This is a genomic window from Mycobacterium sp. M23085 (assembly GCF_045343915.1).
Taxonomy (GTDB): Bacteria; Actinomycetota; Actinomycetes; order Mycobacteriales; family Mycobacteriaceae; genus Mycobacterium.
On the sequence record NZ_CP174280.1, the window covers coordinates 4,522,873 to 4,543,663 of the forward strand.

Here is a 20,791-nt window from a genome sequence, read left to right on the forward strand (position 1 = left end):
TCAACCCGGCGTCAATGATGATGCGCGTCAAGAATTCGTAAAGGTGGGGGCGACCCCGGAACGGGGACGGTCAACGCCAAAGCCGACAGGAAGTTGCGGCCGCCCTGATCAGTCGCGCACGGCGGCCAGAATGCCGTCGCCGAGCGGCACCAGCGCCGGGGTGAGCCGTTCGTCCTCGGCGATCAGGCGCGCCGCCTCTCGCACCGCGACCACCTCGGCGTCACGGGCGGCCGGATCGCCGGCTCGCCCGCCCAGCGCGGCGCGGTGCACCACGATCACGCCACCGGGGCGCAGCAGCCGCACACCCTCGACGACGTAATCCGGTTGATCGATCGGGTCGGCGTCGATGAACACCAGGTCGTACGACTCGTCGGCGAGCCGGGTGAGCACCTCCTGGGCGCGGCCACCGATCAGCCGGGTACGCGACGGACCGATGCCGGCTTCGGTGAACGCCTGCTTGGCCAGCCGCAAATACTCGGGCTCGATGTCGATCGTCGTCAAGACGCCGTCGTCACTCATGCCGGACAACAACCACAGCCCGCTGACCCCGGCACCGGTGCCCACCTCGGCGATGGCCTTGCCGCCGCTCAGCTTGGTCAGCAGGCTCAGCAACGCACCGACCGCCGGCGTCACCGCGCCCGCACCGATGTCCACGGCCCGCTCGCGGGCGGCCGCCAGCAGCGCGTCTTCCGATATTGAGCTTTCGGCGTGCGCGAACAGCGATTCGGCCCGGCTGGGCGCTGCCGGGCCGGGGGCTTCTGCGTCGGTGCCGTCCATGCCCGCAGCGTATTCCACTTCGGCGCGCAGTCCGACAGGCGCGCCTGAACCCGCTTCCGGTGACACGCCCAACGGTCCCGGTGCGTTTAAGGTCACTCCGCGGTGGATATCTCCTGCGCAGCGCAGGTAACGATACGGTTTCTCAGGGTCAGCTCAGATTGTTCATATACCGCACATACTCCGGTACGCGACGGTAGCCCTATGGATCGCGGAGGGCGTTGGACCGGGAATACCGAATGGGAACTACCTGTTGCCGCCAGTGATGAGGTGCCATTACTTGGCACGCCGGATTCGGAGGACTTGATCATCAGCACGCTTCTCAGCCCATCCAGCATGTCTCATGCGCAGGAGCTCCCCGCCGACGGGTGGGTGGAGCCGTCCGACGCGCTGCAAGGGACCGCGGTTTTCGACGCGACCGGAGACAAGGCGGCCATGCCGTCCTGGGACGAGTTGGTGCGTCAGCACGCCGACCGGGTGTACCGGCTGGCTTACCGGCTGTCCGGCAACCAACACGACGCAGAGGACCTCACCCAGGAGACCTTCATCCGGGTCTTCCGGTCGGTGCAGAACTACCAGCCGGGAACGTTCGAAGGGTGGTTGCACCGCATCACCACCAACCTGTTCCTCGACATGGTGCGCCGGCGCTCGCGCATCCGGATGGAGGCGCTGCCGGAGGATTACGAGCGGGTGCCCGCCGATGAGCCCAACCCCGAGCAGATCTACCACGACTCGCGGCTGGGGCCCGACCTGCAGGCCGCGCTCGACTCGCTGCCGCCGGAATTCCGTGCCGCCGTCGTACTGTGCGACATCGAAGGTCTGTCCTACGAGGAGATCGGCGCCACCTTGGGCGTCAAGCTGGGCACCGTACGCAGCCGCATCCACCGCGGGCGCCAGGCCTTGCGGGATTACCTCGCCGCGCACCCCGACCAGGACGCGGTGCGCGCCCAGTCGGCATAACTCCGGGCGCGCTCTCTAACGTTCGGGCCGCTATTCAGCCGCTTTGCGGCCTTGGGGCCCGTATTGCGCACCCGCTCGCGCTACATTCGAATTAAGGTGGCAATAAGAATTGAGTCGCGAGGAGCTGGTGATGCCCGATCGAGGACATGTGTTCCGCCGCGCGTTCTCCTGGCTCCCCACGCAGTTCGCCTCCCAAAGTGAGGCGCCCGTCGGCGCGCCGCGCCAGTTCGGTTCCACCGAGCACCTGTCCGTCGAAGCGATCGCGGCGTTCGTCGACGGCGAGTTGCGGATGAACGCGCATTTGCGGGCCGCGCATCATCTCTCGCTGTGCGCCCAGTGCGCGGCCGAGGTCGAGGACCAGAGCAGGGCGCGCGCTGCGCTGCGCGATTCACGCCCCATCCGTATTCCCAGCACGCTGCTCGGCATGCTCGCCGACATTCCCTACGAGTCGCCCGAGGACTCCGCGCAAACTTCCGACCGCTTCGCGGACGGTGACGGGCGCGAGCGGCGCAAGCGCCGGTAGCGTGCCGCTTTCGTACCGATATCCCCGCGATCGGTCCGCGCGCGGCGCCGTCCAGTCACCCCACACGCGCGTTCATGCCGACCGGCGGCGCGCCATGGATACTAGGGTGGACACGGACAACGCCGGTGCCGCGTATTTCGCCCGGTAAAGGCCTGTCTCGAGCGCTCAAGTAGAGGATCCAAAGGGACAACGTGACCTCCGACCAAGCAAAAGACAGCGGCAACCGATTAGCGCCGCGCCCCATCTCGCGGCCGCCGGTCGACCCCGCGTCGACTCGCGAGTTCGGTCGTCCCGAGGGGATGCGCGGGTCGTTCGTGGCCGAACGGGTCCGTCCGCAAAAGTACCGGGACCAGGCCGAATTCCGGCCGAGTGACCGACGGGCCGACCCCGTTCTGGAGGAGGCCTTCCACCGGCCCGACGGCAGCCCCGACTCGTTGCAGCGCCACCCGGTGGACGCCAACGCGCTGGCTGCCGAGAGAAACGGCGCCGAGCCCGACGAGCACGACGATCCCTGGCGGGACCCCGCGGCCCCGGCGGCGTTGGGCACACCGGCGGTGGCGCCGTCGCGGTCCGGGACCGCGCTGGGCTACGGCGGCAAGCTGGGCGTGCGCGATGTGCTGTTCGGCGGCAAGGTGTCCTACCTGGCGTTGCTGGTCCTGCTGCTGATCGCGTTGGTCATCGGCGCGCTCGGCGGAGTGATCGGTCGCAAGACGGCCGAGGTCGCCGAGGCGTTCACCACCTCGAAGGTGACGCTGGCGACCAATGGCAACGGCGAAGGCCCGGCCGGTCGCTTCGCCAAGGTGGCGGCCGCGACGGCGGGCGCCGTGGTGACCATCGAGTCCAAGAGCGACCAAGAAGGCATGCAGGGCTCTGGGGTGGTCATCGACGGCCGCGGCTACATCGTCACCAACAACCACGTCATCTCCGAGGCGGCGAACAACCCCAGCCAGTTCAAGACGACCGTGGTGTTCAACGACGGCAAAGAGGTGCCGGCGAACCTGGTCGGCCGCGACCCCAAGACCGACCTCGCCGTGCTGAAGGTGGACAACGTCGACAACCTGTCGGTGGCACGTCTCGGCGATTCCGACAAGGTGCGGGTGGGTGACGAGGTGTTGGCCGCGGGTGCGCCGCTGGGACTGCGCAGCACCGTGACGCACGGCATCATCAGCGCGCTGCACCGACCGGTGCCGCTGTCGGGGGAGGGCTCCGACACCGACACGGTGATCGATGCGCTGCAGACCGACGCCTCGATCAACCACGGAAACTCCGGCGGTCCGCTGATCGGCATGGATTCCCAGGTGATCGGCATCGACACCGCGGGTAAGTCGTTGTCCGACAGCGCAAGTGGGCTGGGCTTCGCGATCCCGATCAACGAGGCCAAGGAAGTCGCCCAGACGCTGATCAAGGACGGCAAGATCGTGCACCCGACGCTCGGGGTCAGCGCCCGCTCGGTGAGCAACGCGATCGCGTCCGGCGCCCAGGTGGCCAACGTGAAGGCGGGCAGCCCCGCGCAAAAGGGCGGAATCCTGGAGAACGACGTCGTCGTCAAGGTCGGTAACCGCAAGGTCGCCGACGCCGACGAGTTCGTCGTCGCGGTGCGGCAGTTGACCATCGGCCAGGACTCCCCGGTCGAGGTCGTCCGCGACGGCCGGCACGTCACGCTGACCGTCAAACCCGATCCCGACAGCTGATGTTCGGCAGCCTGAGCTGGGAGCACATGCTCGTCCTCGTGGTGGTCGGGCTGGTGGTCCTCGGGCCGGAGCGGCTGCCGGGCGCCATCCGGTGGGCATCGAACGCCTTGCGGCAGGCGCGTGACTACCTCAGCGGTGTCACCAGCCAGCTGCGCGAGGACCTCGGACCCGAGTTCGACGAGTTGCGCGTTCCGCTCAGCGAACTGCAGAAGTTACGGGGCATGACACCGCGCGCGGCGCTGACCAAGCATCTGCTGGACGGCGACGACTCCTTCTTGACCGGGAGTTTCGACAAACCGGTGATCGGGTCGCCCCCGCAGCCCCCGCCGCCGGCGCCGCCCGCGACGAACGGACAGGCGCTGGCCGCCGAACGGCAGACCGGCGGCCATACGCCGTTCGACACCGACGCGACCTGAGCGCCGTCCAGCGCCGACAGCGCCGATAGCGCCGCGGCTGTCTTAGCGCCGGGTCGGGTCGAGCCCGAGCGACACGCCGGCAAGTCCGCGCTTGCGCGACGACAAGCTGTCGGCCACCCCGCGCAGCGCCTTGCCGACCGGTGAATCGGGTGCGCTCAATACCAGCGGCGTGCCGGAATCGCCGGCGGCCACCAACTCGGGATCCAGCGGGATCTGCCCCAGCAGTGGCACGTCGGCGCCGACCGCCCGGGACAGCCGCTCGGCCACCTGCTGGCCGCCGCCCTCGCCGAACACCTGCAGCGTGGAGCCGTCGGGCAGGGTGAGGCCGGACATGTTCTCCACGACGCCGACGACGCGCTGGCGGGTCTGCAGCGCGATGCTGCCGGCCCGCTCGGCGACCTCGGCCGCGGCCAGCTGCGGTGTCGTCACCACCAGGATCTCCGCGCTGGGGATCAGCTGCGCCACCGAGATGGCGATGTCACCGGTGCCCGGCGGCAGGTCGAGCAGCAGCACGTCCAGGTCGCCCCAGTAGACGTCGGCCAGGAACTGCTGCAGCGCCCGGTGCAGCATCGGCCCGCGCCACACCACCGGGGTGTTGCCCTCGGTGAACTGCGCGATGGAGATGACCCGTACGTCGTGCGCGATGGGCGGCAGGATCATCGACTCGACCTGGGTGGGCCGGTCGGTGGTGCCCATCATCCGCGGGATGGAGTGACCGTGGATATCGGCGTCCAGCACGCCCACCGACAGGCCGCGGGCCGCCATCGCCGCCGCCAGGTTGACGGTGACGGTGGACTTGCCGACCCCGCCCTTCCCGGACGCGACGGCGTACACCCGGGTCAGCGAATTGGGCTGTGCGAACGGGATGACGGGCTCGCGGGCGTCGCCACGCAGCTGCTTGCGCAACTCGGTGCGCTGCTCGTCGTTCATCACGTCCAGGGTGACCTTGACAGCGCCGGTGCCGGGCACGTCGGAGACCGCCTGGCTGACGCGGTCGCTGATCTCGGTTTTCTTCGGGCAGCTCGCGGTGGTCAGGTAGATCGCGACATGCACCGCCCCATCGGGCTCGGTGTCGATGCTCTTGACCATCCCGAGTTCGGTGATCGGACGCCGCAGTTCGGGGTCGATCACCTTGCCCAGGGCGGTGCGGATAGCCGCGCTCAGGTCGGCTGCTGAATCAGAAGAGTCATGGCGGGACATCACCGCCGAGTGTAGGCGTGCGTGACGATGGTGTTTGGCGGCGACCCGGTGGGCGGGTCAGCTAGCCGGACCCGGCCCCGGGCTGCTTCGGCTTGGGTGCGCCGGGCGCCGCGCCCGACGGGCCGGCGGGCTTGGGCGCCGGTGCGGCCGGCGCAGGTCCGGCGGCCGGAGTTGCCGCAGCAGGCGGCGCAGGCGCCGCGGCCGGGGGCGCTGGCGGTGGGCCGGCGTCCGGCGGTGGCGCACCGAACGGCGGCTGTGGCGCGAACGGCGGCTGGGGCGGCGCACCGAACGGCGGCTGTGGCGCGAACGGCGGCTGGGGCGGCGCACCGAACGGTGGCTGCCCCGCGGGCGGTGTGGCCTGCGAGCTGATGCAGATCACCGTGCAACCGGGCATCTGGGCCGGCGCCTGCTGGGGCGTGGGCGTCATCCACGGGAACATCGGCGGGGGACTGACCATCGCCGGGCTGCTCAAGTCGATCAACGGAACGCGCGCCAGCGGGTCGTCCAGCGGCAGGCCGTTGATGTTCATCGGCAAGTTCGGGCCGAGCCCTTCCGGGTGCTCGAGGTGTGCGTCACCCAGCGGCGGCGGCGGTCCCGTCATCGGCGGCAGGTCGACCGGGACGACACCGGTCGCGTAGGCCGCCGCCCAGCCCAGCACGTTCTGTGCGTAGGGCATCGAGTTGTTGTAGCGCAGGATCGCGGTCAGCACCTGCGACTGATCACGCAGGTTCAGTCCGCCGCTGCACAGGTACCGGGCGGCCGCCAGGGTGGCGTCGAAGATGTTCTGCGGGTCCGCCACCCCGTCGCCCTTGCCGTCGGACGCGTAGCGCGCCCAGGTGCCGGGCAGGAACTGCATCGGTCCCATCGCGCGGGCGTAGGTGACGCGGTTGCCGGCGCTGCTTTGAATGATCGTTTCGTTGCCGGGCAGCGTGCCGTCCAGTGACGGGCCGTAGATCGGGGTGATGGCGGTGCCGCGGGCGTCGACCGCTCCGCCGCCCGCGTGACCCGATTCGATGCGTCCGATTCCGGCCAACAGGTTCCAGCTGACGCCGCAGCCGGGGGCCGCGACGGCCATCTTCTGCTCCGCGTTGCGGTAGGCGGCCAATGCGATGCTCGGAATGCCCAGCGCGCCAGGCGCATTCACGATCATTGCCGGCGGAGGCGCAGACAGCGCGGGCTCGGCGACGTGAAAGACGGTGGGGCTGCGGTCGATCGCCACGACGGCGGGCCCGGTGAGGTCGGGGAAGGTCGGCGAAACCGCGGCGACCGGGGTGACGGCGGCATGCACCGGCGGCATTCGTACCGGAAGCGAGGGAGCCGCCGCGCTGACCGCCCCCGCGAAGACCAGTGGTGCAATCATTGCTACGCCGAAAATCGGCTTGCGCGTGTTCCGAAGTGATCGCTGCCGCTCAGTCGCGGCGGCGGGGCTCTCACCCCGGCTTCCCCCAATGCGCACTCGACCGTCCTAGATATGTGAGCTGGGTCCACTTTCTGTTAGCTCGGTGAACCAGATCACCATACATAACCCTTGTGACACGAGTGGCGCAATGGCCCAAATGGTTCTCACCTGGATTTATTAGCCGTACGCTCCAGGCCGTCACCGCCCTGAACCGGGTCGGCATCCGCACTTCCGGGCAGCAGATTGCTCAACAGTTCGCGCAGGTCATCGAGCTCATGGCGCAGATATTCGCGCGTCACGCCCTCGCCGACGGCCAGCCGCAGTGCCGCCAGTTCGCGCGCCAGGTACTCGGTGTCGGCTTTGGTTTCGGCGGCGCGACGACGGTCGTGCTCCAGGGCGACTCGGTCCCGGTTCTCCTGGCGGTTCTGCGCCAACAGGATCAACGGGGCGGCGTAGGCGGCCTGAGTCGAGAAAGCAAGGTTCAGCAAGATGAACGGGTAGGGGTCGAAGCGCGCCGTGACCGCGATCAGGTTGAACGCGATCCACACCACCACCACGACCGTCTGGATCAGCAGATAGCGGCCGGTGCCGAAGAAACGCGCGATCGATTCGGTGATCTGCCCGACGGCTTCGGGATCCAGCCGCGGCGAATACCTGCGCGACGTCCGCGGCGTGTACAGGCCACGCGGGGCCGAGGTTTTGCTCACTCGGATCCTTCCAGTCCGTTGACCCGCCCGGCGACGTCGACCTCCTGCATGTCCACCCGCCAGTCATGCGGCAGCAGATGATCGAGCAGGTCGTCCACCGTTACCGCGCCGAGCAGATGGTTCTGGTCGTCGACGACCGGTCCGCACACCAGGTTGTATGCGGCCAGATAGCGGGTGACCGCGCCAAGCGGGGTCTCCGGCGTCAGGGTCAGCAGGTCACTGTCGACGATCCCACCGACCAGGGCCGACGGCGGCTCGCGGAGCAGTCGTTGCAAGGGAACGCAGCCCAGGTAGCGCCCGGTGGGGGTGGACGTCGGCGGGCGCGCGACGAACACCATGGACGACAGCGCGGTGGTGAGCTCGGGGTCGCGAACCCGGGCCAGCGCCTCGGCGACCGACGTGTCGGGAGTCAGCACCACGGGGTCCGACGTCATCAAGCCGCCGGCGGTGTCGGGGGAGTGGGCGAGCAGCCGGCGCACCGGCTCGGAGTCATCGGGGTCCATCCGGGTCAGCAGCATCTCGGCGTCGGTCGGATTCAGCACACCGAGCAGATCGGCGGCGTCGTCGGGATCCATCTCTTCGAGCACGTCGGCGGAGCGTTCGGTGCCCAGTTGTGACAGCACGTCGGCCTGGTCCAATTCGGGCAGCTCCTGCAAAACGTCGGCCAGTCGGTCGTCGTCGAGCGCCTTGAGCACCTCGTAGCGCCGCTTAACCGGCAGCCCGCGGATGGCATCCGCCACGTCGACCGCCCTGCGGCCCTCGAACTGGTCCAGCAGTTGGGTGACTCCCTGGCCGGGCAACGCCAGCGCCGACGGGGTCAGGCCCTGGACGTTGTGCCAGTCGACGACGTGCACGGGGCCGCGCCGTCCCAGCCGTTTCGGCACGCGGACGGCGACCCGGCTCACCATCCAGTCCCGAGTCCGGGTCTGTTCGATTCCCAGGTCCGTGACGACCACGTCGAGGCCCGCCAGTTCCGGCAGATCGGGGTCGTTCACCTTGACTTGCGTGTCGAGCACCTGACCGATCGCCAGCACCTCGCCGGGCCGCTGGACGAAATGGCGTAGGGACACATTGCCGGTGCTCAGCGTGACGGCGTTGGGCTCGATGGACGCGACCCGCAGGATCGGGATGAAAATGCTGCGTCGCGTCGCCAGGTCGACCACCAGCCCCAGCACGCGCGGTTGCTGACGCACGATGCTGATGCTGACCACGACGTCGCGGACTCGCCCGACGGATTCGCCGAGCGGCCCCAGCACCAACATCCGCGATAGTCGCGCGACGTACACCCTGTTGACCGATCCCATGGAAGTAGAGCCTAGGCAGCCGTCGGTCCGATGGCTGACAACCCTGGCCCGGACGTCGCGGGGTCGGATGCGTGACGACCCGCTAATACACGTGCAGCTTGAAGAGGAGGACCACCAAAACCACCAGCAGAGTGGCGATTCCGATGACGATGCCGGCGACCGCCATGCCGAAGCCATCCTGACGGGTGCGCCTGATCTGATCCAGCGCGATCACGCCCAGCACCATCGCCACGATCGAACTGACCGGCAACAACAAGCCCGCGAAGGACGCGATGAGCGAGGCGATTGCCAGCCTGTTCGTCCCCGCGGGCGGCGGTCCGGCGGGTCCATAGCCGCCCTGGTAATCGGGCATCGGGTAGTAACCGGCCGGATAGGTGGGGGGCCCGTACGGGGGTGGGCCGCCATAGGGCGGCGGCGGATAGGCCGGGCCGCCATAGGGGGGCGGCGGGTAGGGCGGCGGCGGATAGGCCGGTCCGCCATAGGGGGGCGGCGGGTAGGGCGGCGGCGGATAGGCCGGTCCGCCATAGCCGGGCGGCTGCTCGTATCCGGGCGGCGGACCGGCGGGCGGGGGGAACCCGGATCCGTATTCGGGGGAGTAACCCGGCGGGGGATACGACGGCGGCACCGATTCGGCTGCCGGCGGCGCCTCGGGCGGCTCCCACGGCGCAGACGCATCCGGCTGCTCACCGGCTCCGCCGCCGGCGGTGGGCGAGTCAGCCTTATCGTCGTGGGCGCCCTCGCCGAAGCCGCCCCCGGGAGCTGTCATGGTGTTCAACCTAACCCATGCGCAGGTGGCGGGGGCTGCCACGAATCGCCGCCCGGCCACCCGGAGATACGGCGACCGTTCCGGCTGTCGAGAGAACGAAGCCTCGATTCCTCGTGCCGCCGGGGCCGCGGGGAGATCGGAGATCGGTGTTTTCGCAGGTGACGCGATGCCGGTGGATAGGGTGGGGAGGCCCTGAGGTGAAACGACGGCCGAGGCGGAGGACAATGAGCGGCGATGACTAATCCTTTCCAGCCTGGACAGGTCCCCGGCGCGACGCCGCCGGGCGGCGCGGGACGCCGCGGGTCGCCCGGGCTACCGACGCCGCCGCGCGGCTGGCCGGTCGGGTCCTATCCCACCTACGCCGAGGCGCAGCGCGCCGTCGACTACCTGTCCGACCAGCAGTTCCCGGTGCAGCAGGTGACCATCGTCGGTGTCGACCTGATGCAGGTGGAGCGGGTCACCGGCCGACTGACATGGCCCAAGGTGCTGGGCGGCGGTGTGCTCAGCGGCGCGTGGCTCGGACTGTTCATCGGGTTGGTGCTGGGCTTTTTCAGCCCCAATCCGTGGGGGGCCCTGGCCACAGGTCTGGTCGCCGGTGTCTTCTTCGGACTGATCACTTCCGCGGTTCCCTATTCGATGGCCCGTGGCACAAGGGATTTCAGCTCGACCATGCAACTGGTAGCCGGGCGCTACGACGTGCTGTGTGATCCGCAAAACGCAGAAAAGGCACGGGACCTGTTGGCGCGCTTGGCTATCTGAGGCCCGCGAGAGGTGTGAATCAGTGGTGAGTCGTCGCGGGCGCGTGCACCGGATGGGCGTGATCGCGCTGGCGACGGCGATCGTCGCGGCGGCGTCATCCGCCTGCGGTTCCGCAAGCCGCGGGTTGGTCATCAGCTTTTATACGACCGCCGCCGATGGCGCGACGTTCACCGCTGTCGCGCAGGACTGCACGAAGCAATTCAACGGCCGCTTCGCCATCCGGCAGATCAGTTTGCCCCGGGCCCCCGGCGAGCAGCGTTTGCAGTTGGCCCGCCGGCTGACCGGTCACGACCGCACGCTGGACGTGATGTCGCTGGACGTGGTGTGGACGGCCGAGTTCGCCGAGGCGGGCTGGGCGTTGCCGTTGTCTGACGATCCCGAGGGACAAGCGGAGGCCGACGCCACGATGGACACATTGCCGGGCCCGCTGTCGACGGCGCGCTGGCACGGCAAGTTGTTTGGCGCACCCGTCACCACGAACACCGAATTACTCTGGTATCGAGCCGATTTGGTGAGCCAGCCGCCGCGAACGTGGGACGGCATGGTCTCCGAGGCCACCCGATTGCACGACGCGGGGCAGCCCAGCTGGGTCGGCGTGCAGGCCAACGAGGGCGAAGGTCTGGTCGTCTGGTTCAACACGCTGCTGGTGAGCGGGGGCGGTCAGGTGCTCTCCGAGGGTGGCCGCCGCGTCACGCTCACCGACACGCCTGCGCACCGGGCGGCCACCGTCAATGCGCTGCGCATCCTCAAGTCGGTGGCCGTTGCGCCCGGTGCCGATCCGTCGATCAGCCGTACCGATGAGAGCACCGCGCGGTTGGCGATCGAACAAGGCCGGGCCGCGCTCGCCGTCAACTGGCCATACGCACTGGCGTCCATGCTGGAGAACGCGGTCAAAGGCGGGGTGCCCTTCCTGCCGCTCAACCGGAATCCGAAGCTGGCCGGCAGCATCAACAACGCGGGGACGTTCGTGCCCGATGACGAGCAATTCCGTATCGCGTACCAAGCCAGCCAGAAGGTTCTCGGGTTCGCGCCGTATCCCGGTGTGGCGCCGGGCCGTCCGGCCAAGGTGACGATCGGTGGGGCGAACCTGGCGGTGGCCAGCACCACCCGTCACCGTGCCGAAGCCTTCGAAGCCATCCGCTGCCTGCGAAATCTGGCGCACCAGAAGTACGTCTCGATCGAAGGCGGCCTGCCCCCGGTACGCGTCTCGCTGTATTCCGATCCGCAGTTCCAGGGCAAATATCCGATGTACACCATCATTCGCCGCCAGCTCACCGACGCGGCGGTGCGTCCGGCAACGCCGGTCTATCAGGGTGTGTCCATCCGGCTCGCCGCGACGCTGAGCCCCATCTCCCGGATCGATCCCGAGCGGACGGCCGACGAGCTCAGCACCCAGGTGCAAAAGGCGATCGACGGGAAAGGGCTGCTGCCGTGACGCCCGCTGTTGGCGAAACCCGCGCCGCGCGAACGTCTTCGGTGGTACCGCGGCTGCGCGGACGCCCGTCCGAACAGCGGTTGGCGCTTCTTCTGGTCGCGCCGGCCGCGATCCTGATGCTGGCGGTGACGGTCTATCCGATCGGCTACGCCGTGTGGTTGAGCCTGCAGCGCAATAACTTTGCCGTCCCCAATGACACCGCGTTCGTCGGCCTGAACAACTACGTGACCGTCCTGACCGACCGCTATTGGTGGACCGCGCTGGTGGCCACGCTGGGCATCACGGTGGTCTCGGTGTCCCTCGAATTCGTCCTGGGCCTGACGCTGGCGCTGGTGATGCACCGCACCCTGATCGGCAAGGGTCTGGTACGCACCGCGGTGCTGATCCCTTACGGCATTGTCACCGTGGTCGCGTCGTACAGCTGGTATTACGCGTGGACGCCGGGCACCGGCTACTTGGCCGACCTGCTGCCGCAGGGCAGCGCGCCGCTGACCCAACAGATCCCGTCGCTGGCGATCGTCGTGCTCGCCGAGGTTTGGAAAACCACCCCGTTCATGTCGCTGCTGCTGCTGGCCGGCTTGTCGCTGGTTCCCGAGGATCTGCTGAAGGCCGCCCAAGTCGACGGCGCGGGCGCGTGGCGGCGGCTGACCAGGGTGACCCTGCCGATCATCAAGCCGGCGGTGGTGGTCGCCTTGTTGTTCCGCACCCTGGACGCGTTTCGCATCTTCGACAACATCTACGTGATCACCAACGGCGCCAACAACACCGGATCAGTGTCGATGCTGGGATACGACAACTTGTTCAAGGGTTTCAACGTCGGGCTCGGCTCGGCGATCAGCGTGCTGATCTTCGTCTGTGGGGGCTTGATCGCGTGGGTGTTCATCAAGGTGTTCGGCGCGGCGGCCCCCGGGGGTGACGCCGATGGCCGCTAAGGGGACGGGGGTATCGACGGGCGCGCGGCGCACCGCGATCTGGGCCGTCATCGACACCCTGGTGGTGGTGTATGCGCTTCTTCCGGTGCTGTGGATCTTCAGTTTGTCGCTGAAGCCGAGCTCGACGGTCAGGGACGGCAAGCTGATTCCTTCGTCGGTCTCACTGGACAACTATCGCGGCATCTTCCACGGTGACTTCTTCAGTTCGGCGCTGATCAACTCCGTCGGGATCGGGGCGATCACCACCGCGATCGCCGTGGTGCTCGGCGCCATGGCGGCGTATGCGGTTGCCCGGCTGGACTTCCCGGGCAAGCGGTTGCTGGTCGGGACCACCTTGTTGATCACCATGTTCCCCGCGATCTCGCTGGTGACGCCGTTGTTCAACATCGAACGCTTCACCGGTCTGTTCGACACCTGGCCCGGCCTGATTCTGCCCTACATCACCTTCGCGCTGCCGCTGGCGATCTACACGCTGTCGGCCTTCTTCCGGGAGATACCTTGGGATCTGGAGAAGGCGGCCAAAATGGACGGCGCGACACCCGCTCAGGCGTTCCGCAAGGTGATCGTGCCGCTGGCGGCGCCGGGCGTGGTGACGGCGGCGATCCTGGTGTTCATCTTCGCCTGGAACGACCTGCTGCTGGCGTTGACGCTGACGGCCACCAAAGCGGCCATCACCGCCCCGGTGGCGATCGTGAACTTCAGCGGCAGTTCGCAGTTCGAGGAGCCGACGGGATCGATCGCGGCCGGCGCCGTCGTCATCACGGTGCCCATCATCGTATTTGTTTTAATCTTTCAACGACGAATCGTCGCCGGATTGACCTCTGGCGCGGTGAAGGGATAACTCGATGGCCGAGATTGTGCTGGACCATGTCAGCAAGAGTTACCCGGACGGCGCGACGGCGGTGCACGACCTCAACCTCACCATCGCCGACGGCGAGTTCCTGATCCTGGTGGGACCTTCGGGCTGCGGCAAGACCACGACGCTGAACATGATTGCCGGGCTTGAGGACATCTCGTCCGGCGAGCTGCGCATCGGTGGCGAACGGGTGAACGAGAAGGCGCCCAAAGACCGCGACATCGCGATGGTATTCCAGTCCTATGCGCTGTACCCGCACATGACGGTGCGGCAGAACATCGCCTTTCCGTTGACGCTGGCCAAGATGGCGAAGCCCGAAATCGCCCAGAAGGTCGAGGAGACCGCGAAAACCCTTGACCTGACCGAACTTCTGGACCGCAAGCCGTCGCAGCTGTCCGGCGGGCAGCGTCAGCGGGTAGCGATGGGCCGCGCCATCGTGCGCCATCCCAAGGCGTTTCTGATGGACGAGCCACTGTCGAACCTGGACGCCAAGTTACGGGTCCAGATGCGCGGGGAGATCGCCAGGCTGCAGAAGAGGTTGGGCACCACGACGGTCTACGTCACGCACGACCAGACCGAGGCCATGACGCTGGGTGACCGCGTGGTGGTGATGCACTCCGGTGTGGCCCAGCAGATCGGCACACCGGACGAGCTGTACGAGCATCCGGCCAACCTGTTCGTGGCCGGTTTCATCGGCTCGCCGGCGATGAATTTCTTCCCCGCCACGCTGACCCCCGACGGGCTCAAGCTGCCGTTCGGCGAAGTGATGCTGACACCGCAAGTCCAAGAGGTGATCGCCCGGCATCCGGAGCCTGCGAACGTCATCGTCGGCGTGCGGCCCGAGCATCTGTCCGATGCCGCACTGATCGACGGTTACCAGCGCATCAGGGCGCTGACTTTCGAGGTGAAGGTCGACTTGGTGGAGTCGCTGGGTGCGGACAAGTACGTCTACTTCTCCACCGCGGCATGGGCCGCGCACTCGGCTCAGCTGGACGAGCTGGCCGCGGAGTCCGACGCCCATGAAAACCAGTTCGTGGCAAGGGTTCCCGCCGACTCGAAGGCGGCGATCGGGCAGCCGATCGAGTTGGCGTTCGACACCACCAAGCTGGTGGTCTTCGATGCGGATTCCGGCGCGAACCTGACCATCGCGCCGTCTGGGGCGCCGTGACACAGGGTTTGGATCAGGTGCGCGCGCACCTGCAGGCTCACTTCCCCGACGTCGAGCCCGATGCGGCGAGCGTGACATTTCTGGGCACCGAGACCATCGAGGTGCTGCGTTTCCGGGACCCGGAGGGCACGGTGAACTATGTCACGCTGGGCTGCTCGCGCCACCCGATGACCGACCCAACGCACGACATCGCCGATCCGTTGCGCGGTCCGCGCGCCGAAGTCGTGCTGCGGCTGCGCGATCCCGGTCCGGTCTCCGGCGTCGCCCGCAGCCTGGCGATCCTGGCGGCGGCTCCGGCCGTCGACGGTGTGGTGTTGTGTCCCGACGCGCTGGTCGATCTCGGCTCGCCGCTGTGGACGTCCCCGTCGGCTCGGGTGGCGTTCACCGCAGTATTATTGGGCCACAGCGAGATTCGCGATCTGCCGCTGGATCCGCCGCGCGAGCCCGTGCAGTTCCTGTCGGCAACCCCCATCACCGCCACGGAAGCGGCGTGGGTGCGGCTCAAGGGTGCCGAGGCGATGCGTCAGGCTTGGGACAACGACGGCGTCGACGTGCTGGATCCGAATCGCCCCGCCGCACAGCCTAATTGAGCTGACAGCGCGGACGGGCTACAGCCAGTTGTTGTGCCGGAACTGGAAATACAGGCCCACGCAGGCGACGGCCATCACGGCCATGATGCCCGGGTAGCCCCACGTCCAGTCGAGCTCGGGCATGAAATGGAAGTTCATTCCGTAGATGGCGGCGACCATGGTGGGCACCGCCAAAATGCCGGCCCAGGCCGCCATCTTGCGCATGTCGTTGTTCTGCTGCATGCCAACCCGGGCCAGCGCCGCCTGGATCAGCGAGTTGAGCATGTCGTCGTAACTGGCGATCTGGTCGGCGGCCTCGGAGTGGTGGTCGGCGACGTCGCGCAGGTAGCGCCGCACCTCCTTGGAGATCACGTCCTTGTTGTCCATCTGGATGCGATGGAACGCGGCGGACAGCGGGTTGACGCATCGGCGCAGTTCGACCACCTCACGTTTGAGCAGATAGATCGGTTCGACGTCGATCTTCCTGCCCGGGGCGAATGCCAGCCCCTCGATGCTGTCGATGTCGGACAGCATCAGACTGCTCACCTCGAGGTAGTGGTCCACCACATGGTCGGCGATCGCGTGCAGCACCGCGTAGGGGCCCAACTGCATCTGCTCGGGATCGGCGTCCATCCGCTTGCGCACATCGGACAGTCCGCCGTGTTCGCCATGGCGGACCGTGACCACGAAATCCTTGCCGACAAAGACCATGATCTCGCCGGTCTCGACGATCTCGCGGGCCAGCACCACCGACTCGTGCGGCACGTAATTGACGGTCTTGAGGACCAGGAACAGGGTGTCGTCGTAGCGCTCCACCTTGGGCCGCTGATGTGCGCACACGGCGTCCTCCACGGCCAGCGGGTGCAGCCCGAACACGTCGGCAACTTCCTGCATCTCGGACTGGTTGGGTTCGCGCAGGCCGACCCAGACGAATGCGTCGTGGCTCAGCGCTTCGAGCTCGCGCACTTTTTCCAGGGCGGCCGCATAGCCCAGCTTGCCGGGCAACCGGTGGCCGGCGGCGTAGACGGCGCAGTCGACCAATGTCTGCTTGGGCCGGTCCGGCGCGGTGCTCGGCTTGGGCTGCGGCTCGTGCGCAAGGGGGCGAAGCGCTTCCGGCAGTGCATCAAATCCTTGGAACATGTCCACCTCCCACCATGCGCGGGTCCGACCGGGCGGTGGTCCATGGTACGCGTCCAGGCTGTTCAAAGGGCGACGATCAGGTGTCGGAAAGCCCAGGTAGCGGACCGGAGATCGGCTGCGGAGAAGAGTGCGCTAGTTTCGAGCCGAACCCGAATCTGCACGAACTTCTCCACAAGGAGTAAATCGACGTGAGCGCAAGTCCTCTCAAGGTCGCCGTCACCGGCGCCGCCGGCCAGATCGGCTACAGCCTGTTGTTCCGCTTGGCCAGTGGCTCGTTGCTGGGCCCCGACCGCCCCATCGAGCTGCGTCTCCTTGAGATCGAGCCCGCGCTCAAGGCGCTGGAGGGCGTCGTCATGGAGCTGGAGGACTGCGCGTTCCCGCTGCTGTCCGGCGTGCAGATCGGCGCGGATGCCAACAAGATCTTCGACGGCGTCAACCTGGCGCTGCTCGTCGGCGCGCGGCCGCGCGGCCCGGGCATGGAGCGCAGCGACCTGCTCGAGGCCAACGGCGCGATCTTCACCGCGCAGGGCAAGGCGCTCAACTCCGTCGCCGCCGACGACGTCCGCATCGGCGTGACCGGCAACCCGGCCAACACCAACGCGCTGATCGCGCTGAGCAACGCCCCCGATATTCCCAAGGAGCGGTTCTCCGCGCTGACCCGGCTGGACCACAACCGGGCGATCTCGCAGCTGGCCAAGAAGACCGGCGCGAAGGTCACCGACATCAAGAAGATGACCATCTGGGGCAACCACTCAGCCACCCAGTACCCCGACATCTTCCACGCCGAGGTCGGCGGCAAGAACGCCGCTGAGGTGGTCAACGACCAGAACTGGATCGAAAACGACTTCATCCCGACGGTCGCCAAGCGCGGCGCGGCCATCATCGACGCGCGCGGCGCCTCCTCGGCGGCGTCAGCCGCGTCGGCCACCATCGACGCCGCCCGGTCCTGGCTGCTGGGCAGCCCGGAGGGTGACTGGGTGTCGATGGCGGTGTATTCCGACGGCTCCTACGGCGTGCCGGAAGGGATCGTGTCGTCCTTCCCGGTAACCACCAAGGACGGCGACTGGTCGATCGTGCAGGGACTGGAAATCGACGAGTTCTCCCGTGGCCGCATCGACAAGACCACCGCTGAGCTGGTCGACGAGCGCGCCGCCGTCACAGAACTCAAGCTGATCTGAGCGACGGCCGTCGGCCTGGATGACCCAGCTCACCAATTAGGCCTACTAATGGGTAGTCAGTACCCTGAAGCGCGTGTCCGAATTGCTTGAATCGATACAGACGAACGCCGAGCAGGGCGTGATCACCGACGCGGAGATCTTCGAGGCACACCTGGGTGGCAAGCTTTCGGTAGGCCTGACCTCCCCGCTGGATACTCAGCGCGCTTTGTCGATCGCCTACACCCCTGGCGTGGCACAGGTCAGTCGCGCGATCGCCGCCGACCATGCCCAGGCGGCCCGCTACACGTGGGCGAACCGGTTGGTGGCGGTGGTCAGCGACGGCAGCGCGGTGCTGGGCCTCGGCGACATCGGACCGTCGGCGTCGTTGCCGGTGATGGAAGGCAAGTGTGCGCTGTTTCAGGCGTACGGCGGCCTGAACGCCATCCCGATCGTGCTGGACACCAAGGACCCCGATGAGATCGTGGAAACCCTGGTGCGGCTGCGCCCGACGTTCGGCGCCGTCAACCTGGAGGACATCTCCGCGCCGCGCTGCTTCGAGATCGAGCGTCGCCTCATCGAGGCGCTGGACTGCCCGGTGATGCACGACGACCAGCACGGCACGGCGATCGTGGTGCTGGCCGCGCTGATGGGCGCCAGCAAGGCACTCGGCCGCGACATGACCTCGCTGAAGGTGGTGGTGTCCGGGGCCGGTGCGGCGGGTGTCGCGTGCACGAATCTCCTTGTGGCGATGGGTGTTTCGGATATCATCGTGCTGGACTCGCGGGGCATTTTGCACACCGGTCGCGACGACATGAACGACGTCAAGGTGGCTCTGGCGCGGCGCACCAACCCCGCCGAACTGACCGGCAGTCTGGCCGAGGCCATCCGGGGCGCCGACGTGTTCCTGGGCCTTTCGGGGGGCGTGGTTCCCGAAGAGATGATCGCCAGCATGGCGCCCAACGGGATCGTGTTCGCATTGTCCAATCCCGATCCGGAGATCCACCCGCAGATCGCGGCCAAGTACGCCGCGGTGGTTGCGACTGGCCGCAGCGATTTCCCGAATCAGATCAACAACGTGCTGGCCTTCCCCGGAGTGTTCCGCGGCGCCCTGGAAGCCGGCGCCCGCCGGATCACCGAAAAGATGATGGTCGCCGCGGCAGAGGCGATTTTCTCGGTCGCCAGCGACGATCTCGCGCTCGACCGCATCGTCCCGAGCCCCCTGGACACCCGTGTTGGGGAAGCGGTCGCCACAGCGGTGGCGCTGGCCACCGAGGCTGCAGACCCTTCCGTTGCCGCGGGGTGAGAATCGGCAGGCTGGCGGTGCCACTGCTCGCCGCCGTACTCGTGGTGGCCGGTTGCGCAACCGACACCGGCGACCGTCGTGCCCGCGCCGAAGTGGTGGTCGGATCCCGGACTGACGCCGATTCGGCGCTGCTAGCCGGCATCTACGTCGCGGCCCTGCGGTCCTACGGGTTCGGCGCGCGGGCCGCCACCGCGGCCGACCCGAAGCCGCAGCTGGATTCCGGCGCGTTCACCGTCGTTCCCGCCTTCACCGGCCGCACGCTGCAAGCCCTGCAGCCCGGCGCGACGGCGATGTCGGACAAAGACGTCTACCGCGCGATGATCGCCGCGCTGCCCGAGGGCGTCGTCGCGGGTGACTACACCACGGCCGCCGAGGACAAACCCGAGTTGCTGGTCAGTCAGCCCACCGCCAGGGCGTGGGGCGGCAGCGAGGTCAGCGCGGATTTGAGCACGCTGCCCCGACATTGCGACGGCCTCGTCGTCGGGACCGTCGCCGGCCACCGGGAGCCTTCGGCCGTCGGCTCTTGCCAGCTTCGCGCACCGCGCGAATTCCCGGATGGTGCAACAATGTTCGCCGCGATCCGGGCCGGGCAGCTGACCGCGGGGTGGACCACAACCGCCGACCCCGGCGCACCCGGCGACCTGGTCGCGCTGGCCGACGGCAAACCCGCACTGATCCGCGCCGAGAACGTGGTGCCGCTGTATCGCCGCAACGCGCTCAGCGAGCGGCAGTTGCTGGCGATCAACGAAGTGGCGGGCGTGCTGGACACGGCCGCCCTGGCCGAGATGCGTCGTCAGGTCCGCACCGGCGCAGACCCACAGGCGGTGGCGGGGGGCTGGCTGGCCGAGCATCCGCTCGGCCGGTGACGCTCAGCGCTTCGGCAGCATCCGGGCCACGAAGTCCTTGACCCGGCTCATCACCGGCCCGCCCACCAGACGCTCGTAGTTGGGTCCGGCAAGCCGGACCAACAGGTCCATCGCCTTGACGTCGGGACCGACCAGGACCCGGGCCTTGTTCTTGCGCACGCCGTCGAGGATCAGCTGCGCGGCTCGCTGCGGGGTGGTCTTGGCCTGCTGCTCCTCGAACACGGTGGCCAGCGCGGCTTGGTCGAGCCCCTCGACGGCGGTGGCGTTGCGGGCGAAGGCCGTCTTGATGCCGCCGGGATGCACCGTCGTCACCCGCACCGGGTGCCCGGCCGCCGCCATCTCCTGATGCAGCGCCTCGGTGAAGCCCCGGACGGCGAACTTGGCCGAGACGTAGGCCGCCTGGCCGGGCGCGGAAAACAGGCCGAGCGCGCTCGAGATGTTGACGACGTGCCCGTCGCCGGAGGCGATCAGGTGCGGCAGGAACGCCTTGGTGCCATTGACGACGCCCCAGAAGTCGACGTCGATCACCCGCTCGATGTCCTTGAACCGGCTGTCCTCGATGGATCCGATGAAGGTGATGCCGGCGTTGTTGTAGATCTGGTTGACCTTGCCGAAGTGCTGGTTGACCGCGTCGGCGTAGGCGAGGAAGGCCTCGCGCTCGGTGACGTCCAGCCGATCGGACTTGAACGCGGCGCCGATCGCCGTCAGCTGTTCGGCGGTCTGCGCCAGCCCCTCGGTGTCGACGTCGCTGATGGCCACCTTGGCGCCCGCCCGGCCCAGCTCAACCGCCAGCGCCTGGCCGATGCCCGAACCGGCGCCGGTGACGACGGCGACCTTCCCGGCGAACGTACCCATGCAACACTCCC

Annotated in this window: 21 protein-coding genes; 13 read left to right on the top strand and 8 right to left on the bottom strand. The window is 68.0% G+C overall.

Annotated elements, in window-relative coordinates; all coding sequences use genetic code 11:
• Positions 1-108 precede the first annotated feature (108 nt).
• Positions 109-777, bottom strand: coding sequence for an O-methyltransferase (locus ACIUM1_RS21365; RefSeq protein ID WP_406814544.1), 669 nt, complete (start codon positions 775-777; stop codon positions 109-111).
• Between the two features lie 201 nt (positions 778-978).
• Here ACIUM1_RS21365 and sigE point away from each other — a divergent pair, with 201 nt between their 5' ends.
• The 4 genes from sigE (at position 979) to tatB (ending at position 4,364) form a co-directional block, all read left to right on the top strand.
• A complete protein-coding gene (gene sigE / locus ACIUM1_RS21370) occupies positions 979-1,734 on the top strand; it encodes an RNA polymerase sigma factor SigE (protein ID WP_406814545.1) in 756 nt (251 codons plus the stop codon).
• Between the two features lie 130 nt (positions 1,735-1,864).
• Positions 1,865-2,257 carry an anti-sigma E factor RseA gene (gene rseA / locus ACIUM1_RS21375; protein WP_406814546.1) on the top strand — a complete coding sequence of 131 codons (393 nt, stop codon included), beginning with the start codon at positions 1,865-1,867 and terminating at the stop codon, positions 2,255-2,257.
• Between the two features lie 191 nt (positions 2,258-2,448).
• Positions 2,449-3,948, top strand: a complete 1,500-nt coding sequence (locus ACIUM1_RS21380) for a S1C family serine protease (protein ID WP_406814547.1) — start codon at positions 2,449-2,451, stop codon at positions 3,946-3,948.
• On the top strand, positions 3,948-4,364 hold the full coding sequence (gene tatB / locus ACIUM1_RS21385) for a Sec-independent protein translocase protein TatB (protein WP_406814548.1): 417 nt from the start codon (positions 3,948-3,950) through the stop codon (positions 4,362-4,364). Before ACIUM1_RS21380 ends, tatB begins: the two co-directional genes overlap by 1 nt.
• Positions 4,365-4,406: 42 nt before the next feature.
• Here the strand turns inward: tatB and ACIUM1_RS21390 are convergent, their stop codons facing one another.
• The 5 genes from ACIUM1_RS21390 to ACIUM1_RS21410 form a co-directional block, all read right to left on the bottom strand.
• On the bottom strand, positions 4,407-5,564 hold the full coding sequence (locus ACIUM1_RS21390) for an Mrp/NBP35 family ATP-binding protein (protein ID WP_406814549.1): 1,158 nt from the start codon (positions 5,562-5,564) through the stop codon (positions 4,407-4,409).
• Between the two features lie 61 nt (positions 5,565-5,625).
• The gene (locus ACIUM1_RS21395; RefSeq protein WP_406814550.1) at positions 5,626-7,020 is read right to left on the bottom strand and encodes a lytic transglycosylase domain-containing protein; all 1,395 of its coding nucleotides are present in this window, start codon (positions 7,018-7,020) and stop codon (positions 5,626-5,628) included.
• A 107-nt stretch (positions 7,021-7,127) separates the two neighbouring features.
• Positions 7,128-7,670 (bottom strand): DUF1003 domain-containing protein, encoded by a 543-nt coding sequence (locus tag ACIUM1_RS21400; RefSeq protein ID WP_406814551.1) that lies wholly within the window; start codon positions 7,668-7,670, stop codon positions 7,128-7,130.
• Positions 7,667-8,974 (bottom strand): magnesium transporter MgtE N-terminal domain-containing protein, encoded by a 1,308-nt coding sequence (locus ACIUM1_RS21405; protein WP_406814552.1) that lies wholly within the window; start codon positions 8,972-8,974, stop codon positions 7,667-7,669. Before ACIUM1_RS21405 ends, ACIUM1_RS21400 begins: the two co-directional genes overlap by 4 nt.
• 82 nt (positions 8,975-9,056) lie before the next feature.
• Positions 9,057-9,740 carry a DUF4190 domain-containing protein gene (locus ACIUM1_RS21410; RefSeq protein WP_406814553.1) on the bottom strand — a complete coding sequence of 228 codons (684 nt, stop codon included), beginning with the start codon at positions 9,738-9,740 and terminating at the stop codon, positions 9,057-9,059.
• A gap of 234 nt (positions 9,741-9,974) precedes the next feature.
• Here ACIUM1_RS21410 and ACIUM1_RS21415 point away from each other — a divergent pair, with 234 nt between their 5' ends.
• Genes ACIUM1_RS21415 through ACIUM1_RS21440 form a run of 6 tightly spaced genes read left to right on the top strand, consistent with a single transcriptional unit; the run spans position 9,975 to position 15,480 of the window.
• Entirely contained in the window at positions 9,975-10,499 is a 525-nt protein-coding gene (locus ACIUM1_RS21415; RefSeq protein WP_406814554.1) for a general stress protein, read from the top strand.
• Between the two features lie 22 nt (positions 10,500-10,521).
• The gene (locus ACIUM1_RS21420) at positions 10,522-11,934 is read left to right on the top strand and encodes an extracellular solute-binding protein (protein WP_406814555.1); all 1,413 of its coding nucleotides are present in this window, start codon (positions 10,522-10,524) and stop codon (positions 11,932-11,934) included.
• 53 nt (positions 11,935-11,987) lie between these two features.
• Entirely contained in the window at positions 11,988-12,866 is an 879-nt protein-coding gene (locus ACIUM1_RS21425) for a carbohydrate ABC transporter permease (RefSeq protein ID WP_406817797.1), read from the top strand.
• Entirely contained in the window at positions 12,856-13,707 is an 852-nt protein-coding gene (locus ACIUM1_RS21430) for a carbohydrate ABC transporter permease (protein WP_406814556.1), read from the top strand. Before ACIUM1_RS21425 ends, ACIUM1_RS21430 begins: the two co-directional genes overlap by 11 nt.
• 4 nt (positions 13,708-13,711) lie before the next feature.
• Positions 13,712-14,890, top strand: a complete 1,179-nt coding sequence (locus ACIUM1_RS21435; protein ID WP_406814557.1) for an ABC transporter ATP-binding protein — start codon at positions 13,712-13,714, stop codon at positions 14,888-14,890.
• Positions 14,887-15,480 (top strand): suppressor of fused domain protein, encoded by a 594-nt coding sequence (locus ACIUM1_RS21440; RefSeq protein ID WP_406814558.1) that lies wholly within the window; start codon positions 14,887-14,889, stop codon positions 15,478-15,480. Before ACIUM1_RS21435 ends, ACIUM1_RS21440 begins: the two co-directional genes overlap by 4 nt.
• Positions 15,481-15,498: 18 nt before the next feature.
• Here ACIUM1_RS21440 and corA read toward each other — a convergent pair whose 3' ends face one another.
• Entirely contained in the window at positions 15,499-16,599 is a 1,101-nt protein-coding gene (gene corA / locus ACIUM1_RS21445; protein WP_406814559.1) for a magnesium/cobalt transporter CorA, read from the bottom strand.
• Between the two features lie 188 nt (positions 16,600-16,787).
• On the opposite strand from corA, the gene ACIUM1_RS21450 reads away from it, so the two are divergent.
• The 3 genes from ACIUM1_RS21450 to ACIUM1_RS21460 all read left to right on the top strand — a co-directional run bounded on the left by ACIUM1_RS21450 (position 16,788) and on the right by ACIUM1_RS21460 (position 19,925).
• The gene (locus ACIUM1_RS21450; RefSeq protein ID WP_406814560.1) at positions 16,788-17,777 is read left to right on the top strand and encodes a malate dehydrogenase; all 990 of its coding nucleotides are present in this window, start codon (positions 16,788-16,790) and stop codon (positions 17,775-17,777) included.
• 73 nt (positions 17,778-17,850) lie between these two features.
• Complete coding sequence (locus ACIUM1_RS21455; RefSeq protein WP_406814561.1) at positions 17,851-19,059, top strand: NADP-dependent malic enzyme; 1,209 nt, start codon at positions 17,851-17,853, stop codon at positions 19,057-19,059.
• On the top strand, positions 19,056-19,925 hold the full coding sequence (locus tag ACIUM1_RS21460) for a glycine betaine ABC transporter substrate-binding protein (protein ID WP_406814562.1): 870 nt from the start codon (positions 19,056-19,058) through the stop codon (positions 19,923-19,925). The genes ACIUM1_RS21455 and ACIUM1_RS21460 overlap by 4 nt, the downstream gene beginning before the upstream one ends.
• Before the next feature lie 3 nt (positions 19,926-19,928).
• On the opposite strand, the gene ACIUM1_RS21465 is transcribed toward ACIUM1_RS21460, so the two are convergent.
• Positions 19,929-20,780, bottom strand: coding sequence for an SDR family NAD(P)-dependent oxidoreductase (locus ACIUM1_RS21465; RefSeq protein ID WP_406814563.1), 852 nt, complete (start codon positions 20,778-20,780; stop codon positions 19,929-19,931).
• Positions 20,781-20,791 lie beyond the last annotated feature (11 nt).